Here is a 14,470-nt window from a genome sequence, read left to right as displayed (position 1 = left end):
GTGTCACAGCTTCCGGTAGGGCGCCGGGCTCAGCCGGTCGCGGACGAGCAGTTTCAGGTACTGCACGACGGTCCGTCGCAGCTTCAGCTTGCTGGGTCCCTGCTTGCGGTCGTACCGCAGGGCCAGCGGGACCTCGGTGATCACCGGCCGGCAGTGGCGCAGCTTCAGCAGCAGCTCCACCATGCAGGCGAAGCCCTGCTCCTCGATGAGCCGCTCGCCCCAGTGCGCCGACGCCCGCGCCAGCAGCGACGCCCGGTAGGCGCGGTAGCCGCTGGTGAAGTCGCGGACGCCGTCGACGTCGAGGGCGCGGTGGAACAGCTGGGCCGCGCCGCGGGACAGCAGCCGCCGCCCGAACGGGGCGGTCCGGTCGTCGCCGCCCGGCACGAACCGGGAGCAGATGGCGACGTCCGCGCCGGCGGTGATCTCCGCCTGCAGTTCCCGGATCAGCGCCGGGTCGTGCGTGTCGTCGGCGTCCATCACGACGACGACGTCGTCGGGGCCGGCCTCCTCCAGCGCCGCCCGGAGCCCGGACTGCACCGCGCGGCCGAGGCCCAGGTTCACCAGGTGCCGCACCACGCGGACGTCGAGCCCGCCGTAGCCCGACTCGGCCACGGCGACGGTGGCGTCGGCCGAACCGTCGTCGACCACCCAGACGGTGACCTCCTCGGTGCGGGCCACGTCGGCGAGCCGGCGCAGCAGCGGCGGCAGGGACGCTTCTTCGTTGAACGCGGGCAGCACGACGTGCGCCCGCCCGCCGGTCCGGTCCGCCGTGCGGTCCGGTTCGGACAGTGTGGCCAGGGTGGTTTCTTCGCGCGCCACGGTTCCCCTCGTCTGGTAGTGCTCGTCTGTGTTCGTCACCCGGCCGGAATCGGGTTTCGTGCGGCCGTCGAAAGCTATTCGGCTATGTTGTGTGGTTTCTTTAGTGGCCGCGGAAGTCCCCCGGAAGGATGGGCGTGTTCGGAACTACTTGCTGTTCCCGAAAATCACCGGATCGGGTGGCTCATGCTTATCGAACGGGTGGCTTTCCCGGGGTTGTCGAAGAAATTCACTCGAAAGTGCCGGTGTTGCCTCGAATGGCTGAGTCGTGAAGAAAGCGAGAATGGAACCCTCATGTCAAGCAGAGGTCGAGACCGGTGACTGAACTCAGGGACACGGTCGTCTCCGAAGCGGTGCCGATGCCGCGGCGCACCCGGCCGGGCACCCGGCCGCGCGACGCCGTCCGCACCCGCCCGCTCCTGGCCCGGGTCAACGCCGTGGCCGTGCTGCTCGCCGCCGTCGACGGCGCCGCCTGGCTGACCGCGGTGCTGCGGGCCGGGCCCGGCCCGGCGTACGCGGCGGTGACCGCGGTGGCCCTCGCCGGGGCCCGGGTGGCCGCGAGGGTCCACCGCCGCCGCCTCTGGCTCTCCTGGCTGCAGGACCTCCCGCGCTCGGTCACCGCGACCGCGCTGGCGTTCGCGCTCGTCACCGGGGCCGGCCTGCTGGCCGGGGTGGACGGCGACGACACGGCCCGGATGCAGGAGGTCGTGCTGTGCTTCGCGGTGGTCAGCGAAGCCGTCCGCCCGGCGGTGTTCGCGTTCGGCCGGTGGGGCCGCCGCCGGCTGCGCCGCTGCGACCGGGCCGTCGTGGTCGGCTCCGGCCGGATCGGCGGCGAGCTGGTGCGGACCATGCTGGAACACCCGGAGTTCGGGCTGCTCCCGGTCGGCGTCGCGGCGTCCGGCCCGGACCCGGTGCCGGCGGGCCTGCCGGTCGAGCGGATCGACGGCGACCTCACCGGGGCCATCACCCGGCTGCGCGCGGGCACGGTGATCCTCGCCCCGGCCGACGAGGGGGACGGCGCGGTCGTCGACGCCGCCATCACCGCCCACCGGCTCGGGTGCGTCACGCTGGTGCTGCCGCACCTGTTCGAGCTCTGCCCGGACGGCCCCGGCGTCGACCGGCTCCGCAGCTACCCGCTGGTGTGGCTGGGCGGCGCGCCGACCCGCCGTCCGAGCTGGTGGGTCAAGCGCGCGATCGAGACCGCGCTCGCCGCGGCCGCGCTCGTCGTGCTCGCCCCGGTGATCGCGGTCTGCGCGCTCGCGGTGGCGGCGGAAAGCGGCTTCCCGGTCTTCTTCCGGCAGGTGCGAGTCGGGATGGACGGCGGCACGTTCGTGCTCTACAAGCTGCGCAGCGTGCGGCAGGCCGCCGTCGACGATTCGCAGACGCGCTGGTCGGTCGTGGGCGACCACCGGGTCGGCCCGGTCGGCCGCTTCCTGCGCCGGTCCTCTTTGGACGAACTGCCGCAGCTGTGGAACGTCGTGCGCGGGGACATGTCCCTGGTCGGCCCGCGCCCCGAGCGGCCGGTGTTCGTGCACGAGTTCTCCGCCGTCCACGACCTGTACTGGGCGCGGCACCGGGTGCCGACCGGGCTGACCGGCCTGGCCCAGGTGCACGGGCTGCGCGGCGACACCTCCATCGCCGACCGGGCGCGCTACGACAACTACTACATCGCGAACTGGTCGCTGTGGCTGGACGTCAAGATCATCATCCTCACGGTGGGAGAACTGCTGTGCCGCAGGCAACGCTGAGGCGCCGGCGCCCGGCGGCGCGCTGGACGGCCGTGGCCGTGCTGCTGGCCGGCTGCCTGACCGGGTGCGCCTCCAGCGCGGCGCAGGAGATCTCGGCGCCGCCGCCGAAGCCGCTGGCGCCGTGCGCGTGGTGGTACGGCATCGGCAAGCCCCCGACGTCCGCGGAGATCGAGTCCGCGGCCCGGCGCTACCAGGTCGTCGTGCTCAACGCCGACCAGGGCGCGGCGATGCGGCGCCTGCACCAGCTCAACCCGCGGGTGCAGGTGCTGGTGTACAAGGACCTGTCCAGCACCCGCAACTACCCGGGCGCGGTCGACGGCGGCCAGGACGCGGTGTACCTGCCGAGCGGGATCGGCTACGTCGCCGCGCAGGAGCACCACCCGGACTGGTTCGCCCTGGACGTCAACGGACGGCGCATCGAGTGGCAGGGCTACCCGAAGCACTGGCAGATGACGGTGTGGAACCCGGACTACCAGCAGGCGTGGACCGACGCCGTCGTCACGGAGGTCAAACGCGAGGGCTGGGACGGCGTGCTCGCGGACAACGACTTCAACTCGCTGAGCCACTATTCGCAGGCGGTGCTGGCGGGCACGGCGAACGTCGAGGAGACCGACCGCAAGCTCCGCGACGGCCTGGACGCCTTCCTGTCCCGGGCGGGTGACGCCTTCACGAAGGCGAACAAGGTGCTGGTGCCCAACGTGTCCGAGACGCACCTGGTGCCGGGCCGCTGGACCGCGCACTCCCGCTTCGGTGGCGCGATGGAGGAGAACTTCGGGTTCCGCGAGAACGGCGGGAGCGGCGGGCTGCTCACCTTCCGCGGCAACGAGTTCCAGGAGCTGCGCGCGCAGGCGGCCCTCGGCGAGTCGATGCTGCTGCTGGTGACGCGGACGCACAACGCGCGGGAGGAGCGGGCGGGCTACGCGAGTGCGGCCCTGCTCGCGGGGCCCCGCACGTGCTGGACCCGCGCGACGACCGACGACTACCGCAACCCGGAGTGGTCGTCGCTGCAGGACAGCGGGCTGGGCGAAGCGGTGGACGCGGCGAGCCGCCTGTCGAACGGCGTCTGGTCCCGGACGTTCACCCACGGCTGGATAGCGGTGAACACGACGGCGTCGACGCAGACGGTCACCCCGCCGCCGGGCCTCGTCCTCCCGGGCCTCCCGCCGCCCACATCCACACCGACGCCGACGCCCACTTCGACGCCGACTTCGACTTCGCCGTCCACGCCTACTTCGACTTCGACGCCTGCTTCCACTTCGTCGTCGACCTCGGCTTCACCGACGACCGTGCCGCCGCTCACCTTGGAAGCCGCGGACGCGGCGATCCTCGTCGACCCGCCCCAGGTGATGGCCCGCGCCTGGCGGATCAGCCGCGACGAGTTCCGGATCGGCAGGCTCTGGGCCCGGTGACCGACCCTCCCGGTACGCGGCATCACGCGTGGCGGGCCGGACGGGGCACTCCGGTCAGCTGGTCGTAGAGAGCCAGGTGATGGCGGGCGCAAACGTCCGGGCGGTAACGCGCGCGGGCGCGTTCGGCGAGGAGCCGGCCCAGCCGGCCGGGGTCCGGTTCGGCGAACAGCGCGCGCAGCCGCTCGGCCAGCGCCGGGACGTCACCGGGCGGGGCCAGGAACGCCGGAGCGCCCGGGACGTCGAGCATGGCGGGGACCCCGCCGGTGGCCGTGGCCAGCACGGGCTTCCCCGCGGCCATCGCCTCGGCCACCACCAGCGGCTGCTGCTCCATGGTGGACGGCAGGACGAGCGCGTCCGCCGCGGCGAGCAGCGCGGGCACGTCCGGCCGGAACCCGAGGAACGTGACGCGCCCGGCCAGCGGCGGCGCCTGCGCGGCCCGTTCCGCCTCGGCGCGCTGCGGCCCGTCGCCGACGACGGTCAGCCGGGCCTCCGCCGGCCACACGCCCGGCCGGGCGAGCGCGGCCAGCAGGTCGAGAATCCCCTTGCGCTCCACCAGAAGCCCGGCGAAGACGAGGTGCCGCACCGGCCCGCGCGGCGGCACCGGCTCGGCGGCCGAGACGCAGTTGTCGATGTGCACCAGCCGCCGGGCCGGCACCCGCAGCCGGCGGCGCAGGAACGTCCCCATCGCCTCGGCGGGCACGACCGTGCGGTCCAGCACGCGGGCGACCAGCGCGTCCGCCGCGAGCACGGTCCGCGTGTAGGCCGACGGCCCGCCGGCGCCGCGCGCACCGCGGAACCACGGCTCGGCGACGTCATCGGGCACACCGTGGTAGGTCTGCACCAGCGCGGGCCGCGGCCCGCGCCCGAACCGCAGGCCGGCGACCACCAGCCCGGAGCGGCGGTCTTGAGCGTGGACGACATCGGGCCGCCACGCGCGGATGGCCGCCCGGGCCTGGCCTGCGGCCGCGAGGTCTTCCTTGCCGGGTACCGCGAGTTCCTCGTGCAGGCCGTCGAGCGAGGCGGCGCCGCGCGCGGGCACGGGCCCGAAGACGCGCACATCGAGACCGTCGGCGGCGAGGGTCGCGGCGAGCCGGACGGTCACGTCGACCGGGCCACCCCGGTCCTGGGTGAGGAGGAAGGCGATCCGGGTCATGGGAGGCGCTCCGACGGGGTGAGTGGTGAGCGGGCGAGGCGGGTCATGGGAGGCGGCTCGGGCGGGGTGAGTTTCCGACGAGGGCGGCGCCGTGGTCCGTCGTCCGGTGGTGGTCGTGTGCGGTTTGGGGGCGAGCGAGGCGGGTCACTTGAGCCGCTCCGGCGGGGTGAGTTCGCCGGCGTGGGTGGCGCCTTGGTCGGTCGTCCGACGGTGGTCGTGCTCGGCTGCTGAGCGGCCGGGGCAGGTCATGTGAGTCGCTCCGAGGGGGTGAGTTTGTCGACCAGGGCGGTGACCTGGTCGGTCATCCGGCCGCTGTCGAACGACAGTTCCGCCCGGCGGCGGCCGCGTTCGCCCTCGCGGTGGGCGAGGGCGGGGTCGGCCAGGCGCGTCGCGACGGCGTCGGCGAGACCTTCGAGGTCGCCGGGTGGGAGGACCGCGCCCGCGTCCGCGACGCTCTGGCGCATTCCGCCCACGTCGAACGCGACCACCGGCCGGGCGCACGCCATCGCCTCCAGCGGCACCAGGGCCATGCCCTCCGCGCGGGAGGGGAGGACCACCACGTCCGCGGCCGTGTACCAGGTCGCCGGGTCGTCGGTGTGGCCCGGCCACCGGACCGAGGCGTGGCCCGCCACCGGGTGCCGTTCGCGCCAGACGGGGCCCATCGGGCCGTCGCCGGGGAAGGCCAGCTGTGCGTCCGGCAGCCGCCGGAGGACCGCGGGCCACGCCGAGAGCAGCTGGTCCTGGCCCTTGAGCTCCGCCAGCCGGCCGAGGCAGACGGCCAGGGGCGCCCGTTCGGGCAGTCCGAGCCGCCGGCGCGCCGCGGCCCGGTCGCCCGGGACGAACCGGCCGGTGTCGACGCCGTTGCAGACCACCTCGGCCTCGGCCGTCACGCCCGCCGCCCGGCCGGCGGTCAGCTCGTCGTCGCTGACGCAGACGACCAGGTCGGTCCAGCGGGAGGCGAAGCGTTCCCACGCGGCGGCGGCGCGGCGCAGCGGGCCGTCGGCGGTCTCGAAGGACCACAGGTGCGGCTGGAAGACCGTCGGCCGGCTCCCGTGCACGGCCAGCCGCCCGGCGAGGCCCGCCTTCGAGCTGTGCAGGTGCACGACATCCGGGTCGAGGGTGTGGAGGAGCCGGCGCAGCCGGAGCGCTTCGGCGAGCGACCGGGGGCCGGGCCCGCGGCGGGCGGCCCAGCCGCGAACGTCGATCCCGAGCTCCCGGGCGCGCCCGGCGAGCCACCCCGACGGCGGGCACGCGATGGTGACCGACCACCCCCGATCCCGTTGCGCCACGGCCAGTTCCAGCACGACGACGGCCACCCCGGCGGTGACCGGCTGGGAGACGTGCACGATCTTCACCGCAGACCTCCCCGGCGCAGTTCCGCGAGCGCGTCCCGCTGCAGCAGCAACGTCGCCCCGGCATACGCGGCGACGAGCACCGCGGCTTCGGCCAGCGCGCCCGCCAACGAATCCCCGAGCCACCGCCCCGACACCACCGCCGGCACCGCACCCGCCACGCAGGCCAGCAGGACGCGAACCACCGTCCCGCCCAGCTCCGCTCCCACCGGCGCCACGCCGAGCCCGGCCAGGACCCGCCAGGCGATCGGCACCACCAGCCACGCCGCGCCGCACTGCACCCAGGCCACCGCGCCGATCCCCGCCGGGGTCAGCACCGCCAGCCCGGCCGCCAGCAGCACCAGGTGCGTCGTCTCCAACGCCAGGTACCGGCGGACGTGGCCGGTCGCCTTCACCGCCTGGTACCAGATCTGCAGCAGGCAGATCCCGGCGCCGTAGCCCGACAGCACCGCCAACGGCCCCGCCGCGCCCGCCCAGCGCCCGCCCAGCAGCACCACCCGGTCGGCCAGGACGGCGAGCGCCAGGTACAGGCCGCCCGTCACCACCAGCACCGCGCGGGTGAACCGGGTGACCGCCCCGGCCAGCGGCCGGCCTTCGCGACGCAAGCGCGTGAACACCGGGAAGGCGACCGCGCCGAGCACGACCGCCACCATGATGTACGGCACCCAGGCGAGCCGGTACGCGAGCGAGTACACGCCGACCGCGTCCGGGCCGAGCGTGTGTCCCACCGCGAGGTAGTCCAGGTTGACCAGCAGCGCGCCCACCACCGCGGCCGGCCCCACCACGGCCACCCAGCGCAGCACCTCCCGCACCGCGCCCGCGTCCCAGTGCGGCCGCACCCCGCCGCCGGCCAGCGCGCCGAGCAGCGGCTGCGCCACCGCCGTCGCCAGCAGGCCGAGCACGAGTGACACCGGCCCGGCGCCGCCGGCGGCGAGCACGACCGTCAGCACCGCGCCCAGGACCGCGCTCCCGCCGTCCGGCAGCAGCCGCCGCCGGAAGTCCAGCTCCCGGTGCATCAGGCCCATCTGCACCCCGCCGGCCGCCGAGAACGGCAGGCCGAGCGCGGCCAGCCGGACCAGGCCGGCGGCGTCCGGGGTGCCGAGCAACGCCGTGAGCGGACCGGCCGCGGCCACCAGCGCCACGGCCAGGACGGCCCCGGCGCCGACGCTCAGCGTGAGCACCGTGCCCGCCGTCCGGCGCGGATCGCGTTCGGTGCGGCCGATGACGTCGTAGACGCCGATCGACTGGACGACCTGGCCGAGGTTCACCAGCGCCACCGCGAGCGCCACGGCGCCGAGCTGGCCTTCGGTCAGCAGCGCCGCCAGCACCAGCGTGACCAGCATCTGGCTGCTCTTGCTGACGAGGTTGACCACGCCCAGCCACAGCGAGCCGCGGACCGCGCGGGTCCCGAGCGTGGGCGTCACGCGGCCCGCACCCGGGTCAGGCGGACCGCGGCGAACACCGCGAGCGCCCAGGCGAGAACCACCGCGGCTCCGTCCACTGTGACCGCCACCCGCGACCCCAGCGTCGCGACGACCGCGGAGTCCACTGTGTACAGATGGGCGAACGGGACGGCGAGCGCGAGGACGGCGAGCCCGGCCGCACCCAAGCCCGGCTCGGCGCGGTGCCGCCACCACAGCGCGGCCACCGCGGCCATCGACGGGACGGCGATCAGCACGTCGCCGGGCTGGTGCACCACGCAGACCACCACGGCCAGGCACGTCAGGAGATCGGCGAGCGGCGTCGTGAGCCGCCGGGCGAGCAGCGCGCTCGCACCCAGCACACCGGCCAGCACCACCGGTTCGAGGGCCGCGGGCACCCCGCCGGTGACGCGGAAGAACACGGCGGCGACGTCGATGCGTTGCGCCGTCGGGGAATCGACGGCGCCGTAGTCGGTGCCGCGCGCGTGGGTGAGGTTCGCGACGACGACGTCGAGGAACGGCCCGATCCCCCCGCTGCGCACCACGAGGAGCGCGACGACCGGCAGGCTGGCGGCCGCGGCGATCGCGGTGCCGGTCAGCGCGACCCGGCGTGAGCCGCGGGCGAACAGCAGGACGGCCAGCGGAAAGCCGTACTGCGGCTTCAGCCAGGCCAGGGCGAGCGCTGCCGCGGCCCAGCCCGGCCGGTCGCGCCGCGCCAGCAGGGCCCCGGCCGCGCCGACGGCGACCAGCGGATTGATCTGCCCGACGTAGAGCTGCGCCTTGCCGACCTGGCTGGTCACGAGCAGCGCGGCGGCCACGGCGGTGGTGACGGCGAACGGGACCCCGGCGATCCGGCGGACGGCGTGCGCGGCCATCGCGGCGAGGGCGACCAGCAGCAGCAGCGAAACCACCGAGAACGCGACGGCGCCGGCCCGGTAGCCCGGCAGCGCGAACGGGGCGTGCAGGAGCAGGTGGTAGGGCTGGTAGAGGTTGAAGTCCTGCCGCACCGGCCAGTGCGCGAACATCGCCGCGGGGTCGTAGGGGTTGCCGCCGGCGAAGAACTCCCGGATGGGGAAGTAGAGGGCGTCGCGGAAGTCCTGCAGCCGCTCCTCGCCGAGGTTCGCCGACGTCGGCACGGGAACCTGCCACGAGGGGGCGAGCGCGTGCCAGGCACTCACGCCTCCGGCGAGGGTGGCGACGACGAAAACGAGCCGCTGTTTCGGGGTGAGGGCCGCGAGGGTGGCCGGTCGCCGTCGCGCGGGGACGCCCGGTTCGGCGGCGTCCTGCGTCGAAGTCATGCCAGCACCACCGCCACCAGCACCGCGTCCGCGGGGAGCACACCGACCGCCGCGGTCAGCTCGGCCTGCTGCCGCCCGGCCGGCGTCACCGCCACCACCGAAGCGCCGTCGCCCGGCTCGTCCGGCAGGCCCGCCGCCAGTTTCGCCGCCGTCTCGGCCAGCTCCGGCGCCACCGGCAGCACGCGCACCGGCCGCCCGGCCGCGCGGCACAGGACCGCCAGCCGGTCGGCGGCCGCCGGGTCGTCCTCCCGCAGCACGGCCACCGGACGGCGGACCCCCGCCGCCGCCAGTGCGCGGCGGACCGGGCCCGGCCCCGCACCGCCCGGCGTCAACCGGCGCGCGGCCGCCGTCGCGAGGCCGGCCGCGACCGCGCCCACCAGCGCCAGCCCCAGCACCAGGGCCGCGTCCGGGGCCACCGTGACGACGTCGGGCCGCGGGTCCAGCGTCCGCAGCTTGGCCGCCGGGGCCAGCAGATCGGCGTCGATCATCGCCTTCCCGAGCGCCGTCGCCGCCGCGGCCGCCCGCTCCGGCGTGGCCGCGCGCACCGACAGCCGCGCGAGGCCGGACGCCGGGACCAGCTCGACCGACACGTGCCCGGCCAGCTCGTCCGGGGCGTACCCCGACACCGGGGCCGCCGCCTGCAGCACCGACGGGCTGCGGGCCAGCTCGACCAGCGCCGGCAACGCCAGCGAGACGACTTCGCCGTAGGGCGCACCGTCCGCCGCGGCGGGGGTGGCGAGCAGGCTCACCCGGCCCTGGTACTCGGCCCCGCGCGTCAGGCCGACGAGCAGGACGAGCGCACCCGCCACCAGCGCCACGGCGACGCTGAGCACGGCGGTGCGCGGAACGCGGTATCTCATCGGGCACCTCGAAGCAGTTCGTCGTAGGACTTCATCAGCGTGTGCGGGTCGTAGTCCCGCTCGACGGACCGGATTCCTTCGGTGGCAAGGGAGTTCCGGGCCGCTTCGTCGAACAGGACCGTGTTCAGCGCCGCGGCCGTCGCCGCCGGGTCGCCCGGCGGCACCACGATCCCGCCGCCGCCGGCCAGCACCCCGGCGATCCCGCCGACGTCCGTCGCGACCACCGGCCTGCCGGCCGCCAGCGACTCCAGCACCGCCAGCGGCAGGCCCTCCCAGTCGCTGGTCAGCACCGTGACGTCGGCCGCGGCGAGCAGGTCCGGGACGTCTTCGCGGGTGCCGAGGAACTCGATCCGGCGGCCCATCGCCTCGCCGCGGCGCTGGAGTTCCGCGCGCAGGCTGCCGTCGCCGGCCAGCCACAGCACCGCCTCGCCCTCGACCGCGGCCCAGGCGTCCAGCAGCACGTCGTGGCGCTTCTGCGGTTCCAGCCGGGCCAGGCAGAGCGCGACCGGCGTCCGCTCCGGGACGCCGAGGGACGCGCGGATCTCCGCGCGGCCGAACACCGGCGGCCGGGGGAACACCGCGTTGCGGATCATCACCGGCCGGTCCAGGCCCGCCGCGGTCAGCAGGTCCGCGGTGGCGGGGGAGACGGCGACGACCCGGCCGGAGGTGCGGCGCAGGATCCGCGCCGCGGCGGGGTAGTCGGCCTCGGCGACACCGTGGAAGACCGTCAGCAGCGGACGTCGCCGGCCGGGCAGGCTCGCGAGCCGCGCCACCAGGCTCGCACCGACGTTGTGGGCCAGCACGACGTCGGGCCGGAACCGCGCGATCGCCCGGCGGGTGGCCCAGGACGCCTTCAGCACGCCCGCCTTGCTCCGGCGCGCGAGCGGGACTTCGAACACCGGGGTGCCGGCCGCGGCCAGCGCGTCGGCGCGGAACCCGCCGGCGCTGGCGACCGCGGACACCCAGCCGTACTCCTCGCCGCGGTCCACCATGCCGGCGACGAGCGTCTCCGCCCCGCCCGCCCCCATCTCACTGATCACGTGCAGCACCCGCATCGGTGCCTCCCTCTCCTTCTCGGCGAGCCCGGATCTCGGTCGCGACGGCGAGCGCGGCCAGCGACCACAACGGCAGGTAGTACTGCTCCGACAGGAACGTCGAGGTGACCAGCACGGCCAGCAGCGACGCCTGGATCGCCACCGCCTCCGTCCGCCGCGGCCCGGGCCCGGCCCGCCGGACCGTCCGCTCGCTCGCCACCGCGGCGGTGCCGATCACCCCGGCGAACAGCGCGAACCCGGGCAGGCCCAGCTCCGCGGCGACCTCGAGGTACATGTTGTGCGCCACCGGGGTCTGCTCGTCGATCTCGGCGTCGTGCGACTCGGCGGCGTAGTGCTCGCGGAACCCGCCGGGGCCGACGCCGAGCAGCGGGTGGGCGGTCAGCATCCGGGCCGCCGCCTGCCAGCGCAGCTCCCGGGTGTCCACATTGGACGCGGCGATGAAGGTCTTCTCCTGCAGCGCCCGGTCCAGCTGCGGCCCGGCGAACAGCAGGGCGGCCAGGCCCAGCCCGGCGACCGCCGCGGCCACGGCGGCGACCACCCGCCACGGCAGCACGCGCCGCAGCAGCAGCCAGCCGGCGGCGGCGCCCAGGCCCAGTGCGCCGCCGCGGGAGAACGTCGCCGTCGCGCCGGCCACCAGGACGATGCCCGCGACGGCCAGGACGGCGCCCCGGCCCCGGCGGTGCAGCGCCGCCAGCAGCGGCACGGCCGCGACGAGGAAGTAGGCCAGGTCGTTCGGGTCCGGCTGCGGGCCGCTCGCCCGGGCTTCGCCGCCGACGATCAGGCTGAACAGCGCCCCGGCGCCGGCGACGGTGGCACCCGCGGCCGCCGCGAACAGCAGCCACCGGACCGGCACCTCGCGGCTCGCGACGTCCGCCAGCACCGCCGTGACCACCAGAAACGGCAGCCAGCGCACGGTGTACTCCGTGGTGAACGGCCCCGCCGCGTGCCGGGCGGCGGTCGCCGCCAGCACCACGGCGAGCAGCGCGAGGACCGCGTGCAGCGGCGTCGGGCCGGGCAGCTGCCGCCGGCGGAGCCGCACCACGAGCCAGGTCAAGATCAGCAGCGCGGGTGCGGCCTTCCCGAGCTGGCTCTGCACGGCCGTCAGGTAGCCCTCGACCGGCGCCAGCGCGACGGTCGCGCACGCGAGCACCTGCAGCGGGACCGTGCCACGGGTCCGGGGCCTGACGACCGCGAGTGCCGTCATCTCCCGGCGTCCAACCGGGTCACCGGGCGGGTGCGGCACACGGCCGTGCGCCGCACGTACTCGCCGGTGCCGACGACGTCGAAGTGCTCGCGCAGCGCGGAAAGCACCCAGCCGAGCCAAGCCACCTTCCGGGCGCCCGGGGCCGCCATGCCGGGGAAGAACTCCATCCCGGGCGCGTCGGCGGCGCCGAGGACGTCGGTGGGGTGCAGCAGCAGGGACGGCGAAACCCCGCGGGCGAGGCAGAGCCGCAGTGCCGCGCGGAAGTAGCCGCGGGCCAGCCGGGGCGAGATCGCGTGCAGCTGCAGGAGGTACGAGCCGTGGATCGGCGTGCGCAGCAGCGGCATCGTCGTCACCGGGAGCTCGACCAGGGCGCTGCCGTCGCACGTCCGCCAGCGGTACGCGTGCACCGGCGCCAGCACCCGCGAGAAGCCGCCGAACAGCTCGCCTGCGCCTTCTTCCGGCGTCTTCGCCGTGCGGTTGTGGTAGGCGCGGGCCAGCGGGCCGACCCACGTGGGCAGGGTGCTGGCGTCGTAGGCGTAGCCGCGTTCGGCGAGCAGCTCGACCAGGTCGCGCGTGACGCTGTAGCCGGGGCCGCGGAACCCGGCCGGGCGCGGGGCACCCGCGGCGACGATCGCGTCCTCGGTCCGGCTCAGCTCGGCTTCCAGCCGGTCGCGGGAGTACCGGTGCAGCCAGGGTTCGTGGCCGAAGGAGTGGTTGGCCACCTCGTGACCGGCCGCGGCGATCCCGGCGACGGCCTTGGCCCCGTCTTCGCGGACGGCGTCGGCACCGACGACGAAGACCGTCGTCGTGAGGCCCTGTTCGCCGAGGATCTCCAGCAGCCGCGGCACCGCGGACGGCAGGAAACTGGGGTGGTCGCGCCAGGCGGGATCGCCGTGCGTCTTCAGGTAGGCCCACAGGTTGTCGAGGTCGACCGAGACGCTCGCGAGCGGCCGCGGCGTCACGCGGCTTCCCCGGCGAGAGCGCCCGCGCCCGCGCGTGACTGCACGCCGAGCAGCAGCACGCCGCTCACGACCACGGCCAGCCCGAACGCCACCCACGGCCCGCGGCCGCCGACGACGTGGTCGCCGAGGACGGCGATGCCGGTGACCGACGCGAGCACGATCGTCGTCGCGTCGGCGGTGGCCACGACGGCCGCCGCCGGGCCGCGCTGCAGGGCGACCGCCATCGACGCCTGGCCGAGCACGGCCGCCGCCAGCATCAGCCAGGTCAGCGGATTCGACGGCAGGGCAAGGAGATCGAGGTGGGCCAGGGTGCGGCTGGCCACCGCCACGACGGCGAACGCGACCCCGGACAGCACCGCGGCCGGCAGGAACGTCCCCGCGCGGCCGGCGGGGATCATGGCCAGCCCCGTCCCGAGCACCACGACCGCCAGCGCGGCGATCCCGGCGAAGGGCAGGTCCGTGGCGACCGAGGCCGACGACGATCCGGCCAGCACGACGAGCCCGGAAGCCAGCAGCACCAGCGTCATCGCCTCCGCCGTGCGGATCCGCCACCCGAGCACGACGATGCCGAACACGGTGGCCAGCCCGATCGCCGACGAAGACGCGGCCTGGACCAGGTACAGCGGCAGGGAAGCGCGCGCGAAGAAGGCAAGCGCGAACCCGCCGGCCTGCCCCGCGAAACCCAGGAGGTACAGGCGGTCGCCGGCCAGCCGGGCCAGCAGGCCCAGTCCCGCGCCCGGCCGGGTCCCGGCCCGCCGGGCCGCGACGCTCTGCGCGACGATCCCGACCGCGTACAGCACCGCGGACGCCACGAGTACGGCGTAATCCACCACGAACGACTCCTCACGTCCCGCACCCCGTACCAGGTGCCCACGGCAAAGCGTAGGAACGTCGAAGCGCTTGCACTTTCGAAGGATGGGGTTCGGGAATTCGTCACGCTCCGAAACGGATTCGGCGAGCGGACGCAACCCCATAGCGTGACGGACGAGCTTAAATTGGCGAGTGGAACACGTTGGGTGATAATGGTTCGCCGGGCCGCTCGGTGCTCGACGCCGGATGCGCCGTCGCGCCGGACATCCCACCCGTTCGGGTTATACGAACCCCGGTCAGCGGTTCACTCACCCCACACGATCGGTGATCCGGGTGGAAGGGCCGCCGGGCTCTCAGTACGTTTTCGCTGCCAAGCGGAACA

The 14,470-nt window shown here is 75.3% G+C and carries 12 protein-coding genes; 2 read left to right on the top strand and 10 right to left on the bottom strand.

Features of this window, described 5'->3' with window-relative positions; translation table 11 throughout:
* Window positions 1-3 precede the first annotated feature (3 nt).
* Window positions 4-858, bottom strand: a complete 855-nt coding sequence (locus AB0M93_RS31660; RefSeq protein ID WP_364280023.1) for a glycosyltransferase — start codon at window positions 856-858, stop codon at window positions 4-6.
* Window positions 859-1,133: 275 nt separating this feature from the next.
* On the opposite strand from AB0M93_RS31660, the gene AB0M93_RS31655 reads away from it, so the two are divergent.
* Window positions 1,134-2,564 carry an exopolysaccharide biosynthesis polyprenyl glycosylphosphotransferase gene (locus AB0M93_RS31655; RefSeq protein ID WP_364280020.1) on the top strand — a complete coding sequence of 477 codons (1,431 nt, stop codon included), beginning with the start codon at window positions 1,134-1,136 and terminating at the stop codon, window positions 2,562-2,564.
* Window positions 2,546-3,973 carry a putative glycoside hydrolase family 15 protein gene (locus tag AB0M93_RS31650; RefSeq protein WP_364280017.1) on the top strand — a complete coding sequence of 476 codons (1,428 nt, stop codon included), beginning with the start codon at window positions 2,546-2,548 and terminating at the stop codon, window positions 3,971-3,973. Before AB0M93_RS31655 ends, AB0M93_RS31650 begins: the two co-directional genes overlap by 19 nt.
* A gap of 22 nt (window positions 3,974-3,995) precedes the next feature.
* Here the strand turns inward: AB0M93_RS31650 and AB0M93_RS31645 are convergent, their stop codons facing one another.
* From AB0M93_RS31645 to AB0M93_RS31605, 9 genes are all read right to left on the bottom strand, one after another.
* Window positions 3,996-5,126 (bottom strand): glycosyltransferase family 4 protein, encoded by a 1,131-nt coding sequence (locus tag AB0M93_RS31645; protein ID WP_364280014.1) that lies wholly within the window; start codon window positions 5,124-5,126, stop codon window positions 3,996-3,998.
* A 245-nt stretch (window positions 5,127-5,371) separates the two neighbouring features.
* Window positions 5,372-6,481, bottom strand: a complete 1,110-nt coding sequence (locus AB0M93_RS31640) for a glycosyltransferase (protein ID WP_364280011.1) — start codon at window positions 6,479-6,481, stop codon at window positions 5,372-5,374.
* A complete protein-coding gene (locus tag AB0M93_RS31635) occupies window positions 6,478-7,902 on the bottom strand; it encodes an oligosaccharide flippase family protein (protein WP_364280008.1) in 1,425 nt (474 codons plus the stop codon). Before AB0M93_RS31635 ends, AB0M93_RS31640 begins: the two co-directional genes overlap by 4 nt.
* Complete coding sequence (locus AB0M93_RS31630) at window positions 7,899-9,197, bottom strand: glycosyltransferase 87 family protein (RefSeq protein WP_364280005.1); 1,299 nt, start codon at window positions 9,195-9,197, stop codon at window positions 7,899-7,901. Before AB0M93_RS31630 ends, AB0M93_RS31635 begins: the two co-directional genes overlap by 4 nt.
* Window positions 9,194-10,057, bottom strand: a complete 864-nt coding sequence (locus AB0M93_RS31625) for a hypothetical protein (protein ID WP_364280002.1) — start codon at window positions 10,055-10,057, stop codon at window positions 9,194-9,196. Before AB0M93_RS31625 ends, AB0M93_RS31630 begins: the two co-directional genes overlap by 4 nt.
* Entirely contained in the window at window positions 10,054-11,112 is a 1,059-nt protein-coding gene (locus AB0M93_RS31620) for a glycosyltransferase (RefSeq protein ID WP_364279999.1), read from the bottom strand. Before AB0M93_RS31620 ends, AB0M93_RS31625 begins: the two co-directional genes overlap by 4 nt.
* On the bottom strand, window positions 11,087-12,316 hold the full coding sequence (locus AB0M93_RS31615; protein WP_364279996.1) for an O-antigen ligase family protein: 1,230 nt from the start codon (window positions 12,314-12,316) through the stop codon (window positions 11,087-11,089). The genes AB0M93_RS31620 and AB0M93_RS31615 overlap by 26 nt, the downstream gene beginning before the upstream one ends.
* Window positions 12,313-13,278 (bottom strand): polysaccharide deacetylase family protein, encoded by a 966-nt coding sequence (locus AB0M93_RS31610; RefSeq protein ID WP_364279993.1) that lies wholly within the window; start codon window positions 13,276-13,278, stop codon window positions 12,313-12,315. The genes AB0M93_RS31615 and AB0M93_RS31610 overlap by 4 nt, the downstream gene beginning before the upstream one ends.
* On the bottom strand, window positions 13,275-14,111 hold the full coding sequence (locus AB0M93_RS31605; RefSeq protein WP_364279990.1) for a hypothetical protein: 837 nt from the start codon (window positions 14,109-14,111) through the stop codon (window positions 13,275-13,277). Before AB0M93_RS31605 ends, AB0M93_RS31610 begins: the two co-directional genes overlap by 4 nt.
* Window positions 14,112-14,470: the final 359 nt, after the last annotated feature.

The organism is Amycolatopsis sp. NPDC051102, assembly GCF_040682815.1.
GTDB lineage: Bacteria > Actinomycetota > Actinomycetes > Mycobacteriales > Pseudonocardiaceae > Amycolatopsis.
This window is presented reverse-complemented; position numbering and strand designations above follow the sequence as displayed.

Coding starts and splice junctions, on each gene's coding strand:
- AB0M93_RS31645 (WP_364280014.1), bottom strand. CDS start 5,126: ATGACCCGGATCGCCTTCCTCCTCACCCAGGACCGGGGTGGCCCGGTC.
- AB0M93_RS31630 (WP_364280005.1), bottom strand. CDS start 9,197: ATGACTTCGACGCAGGACGCCGCCGAACCGGGCGTCCCCGCGCGACGG.
- AB0M93_RS31625 (WP_364280002.1), bottom strand. CDS start 10,057: ATGAGATACCGCGTTCCGCGCACCGCCGTGCTCAGCGTCGCCGTGGCG.
- AB0M93_RS31620 (WP_364279999.1), bottom strand. CDS start 11,112: ATGCGGGTGCTGCACGTGATCAGTGAGATGGGGGCGGGCGGGGCGGAG.
- AB0M93_RS31615 (WP_364279996.1), bottom strand. CDS start 12,316: ATGACGGCACTCGCGGTCGTCAGGCCCCGGACCCGTGGCACGGTCCCG.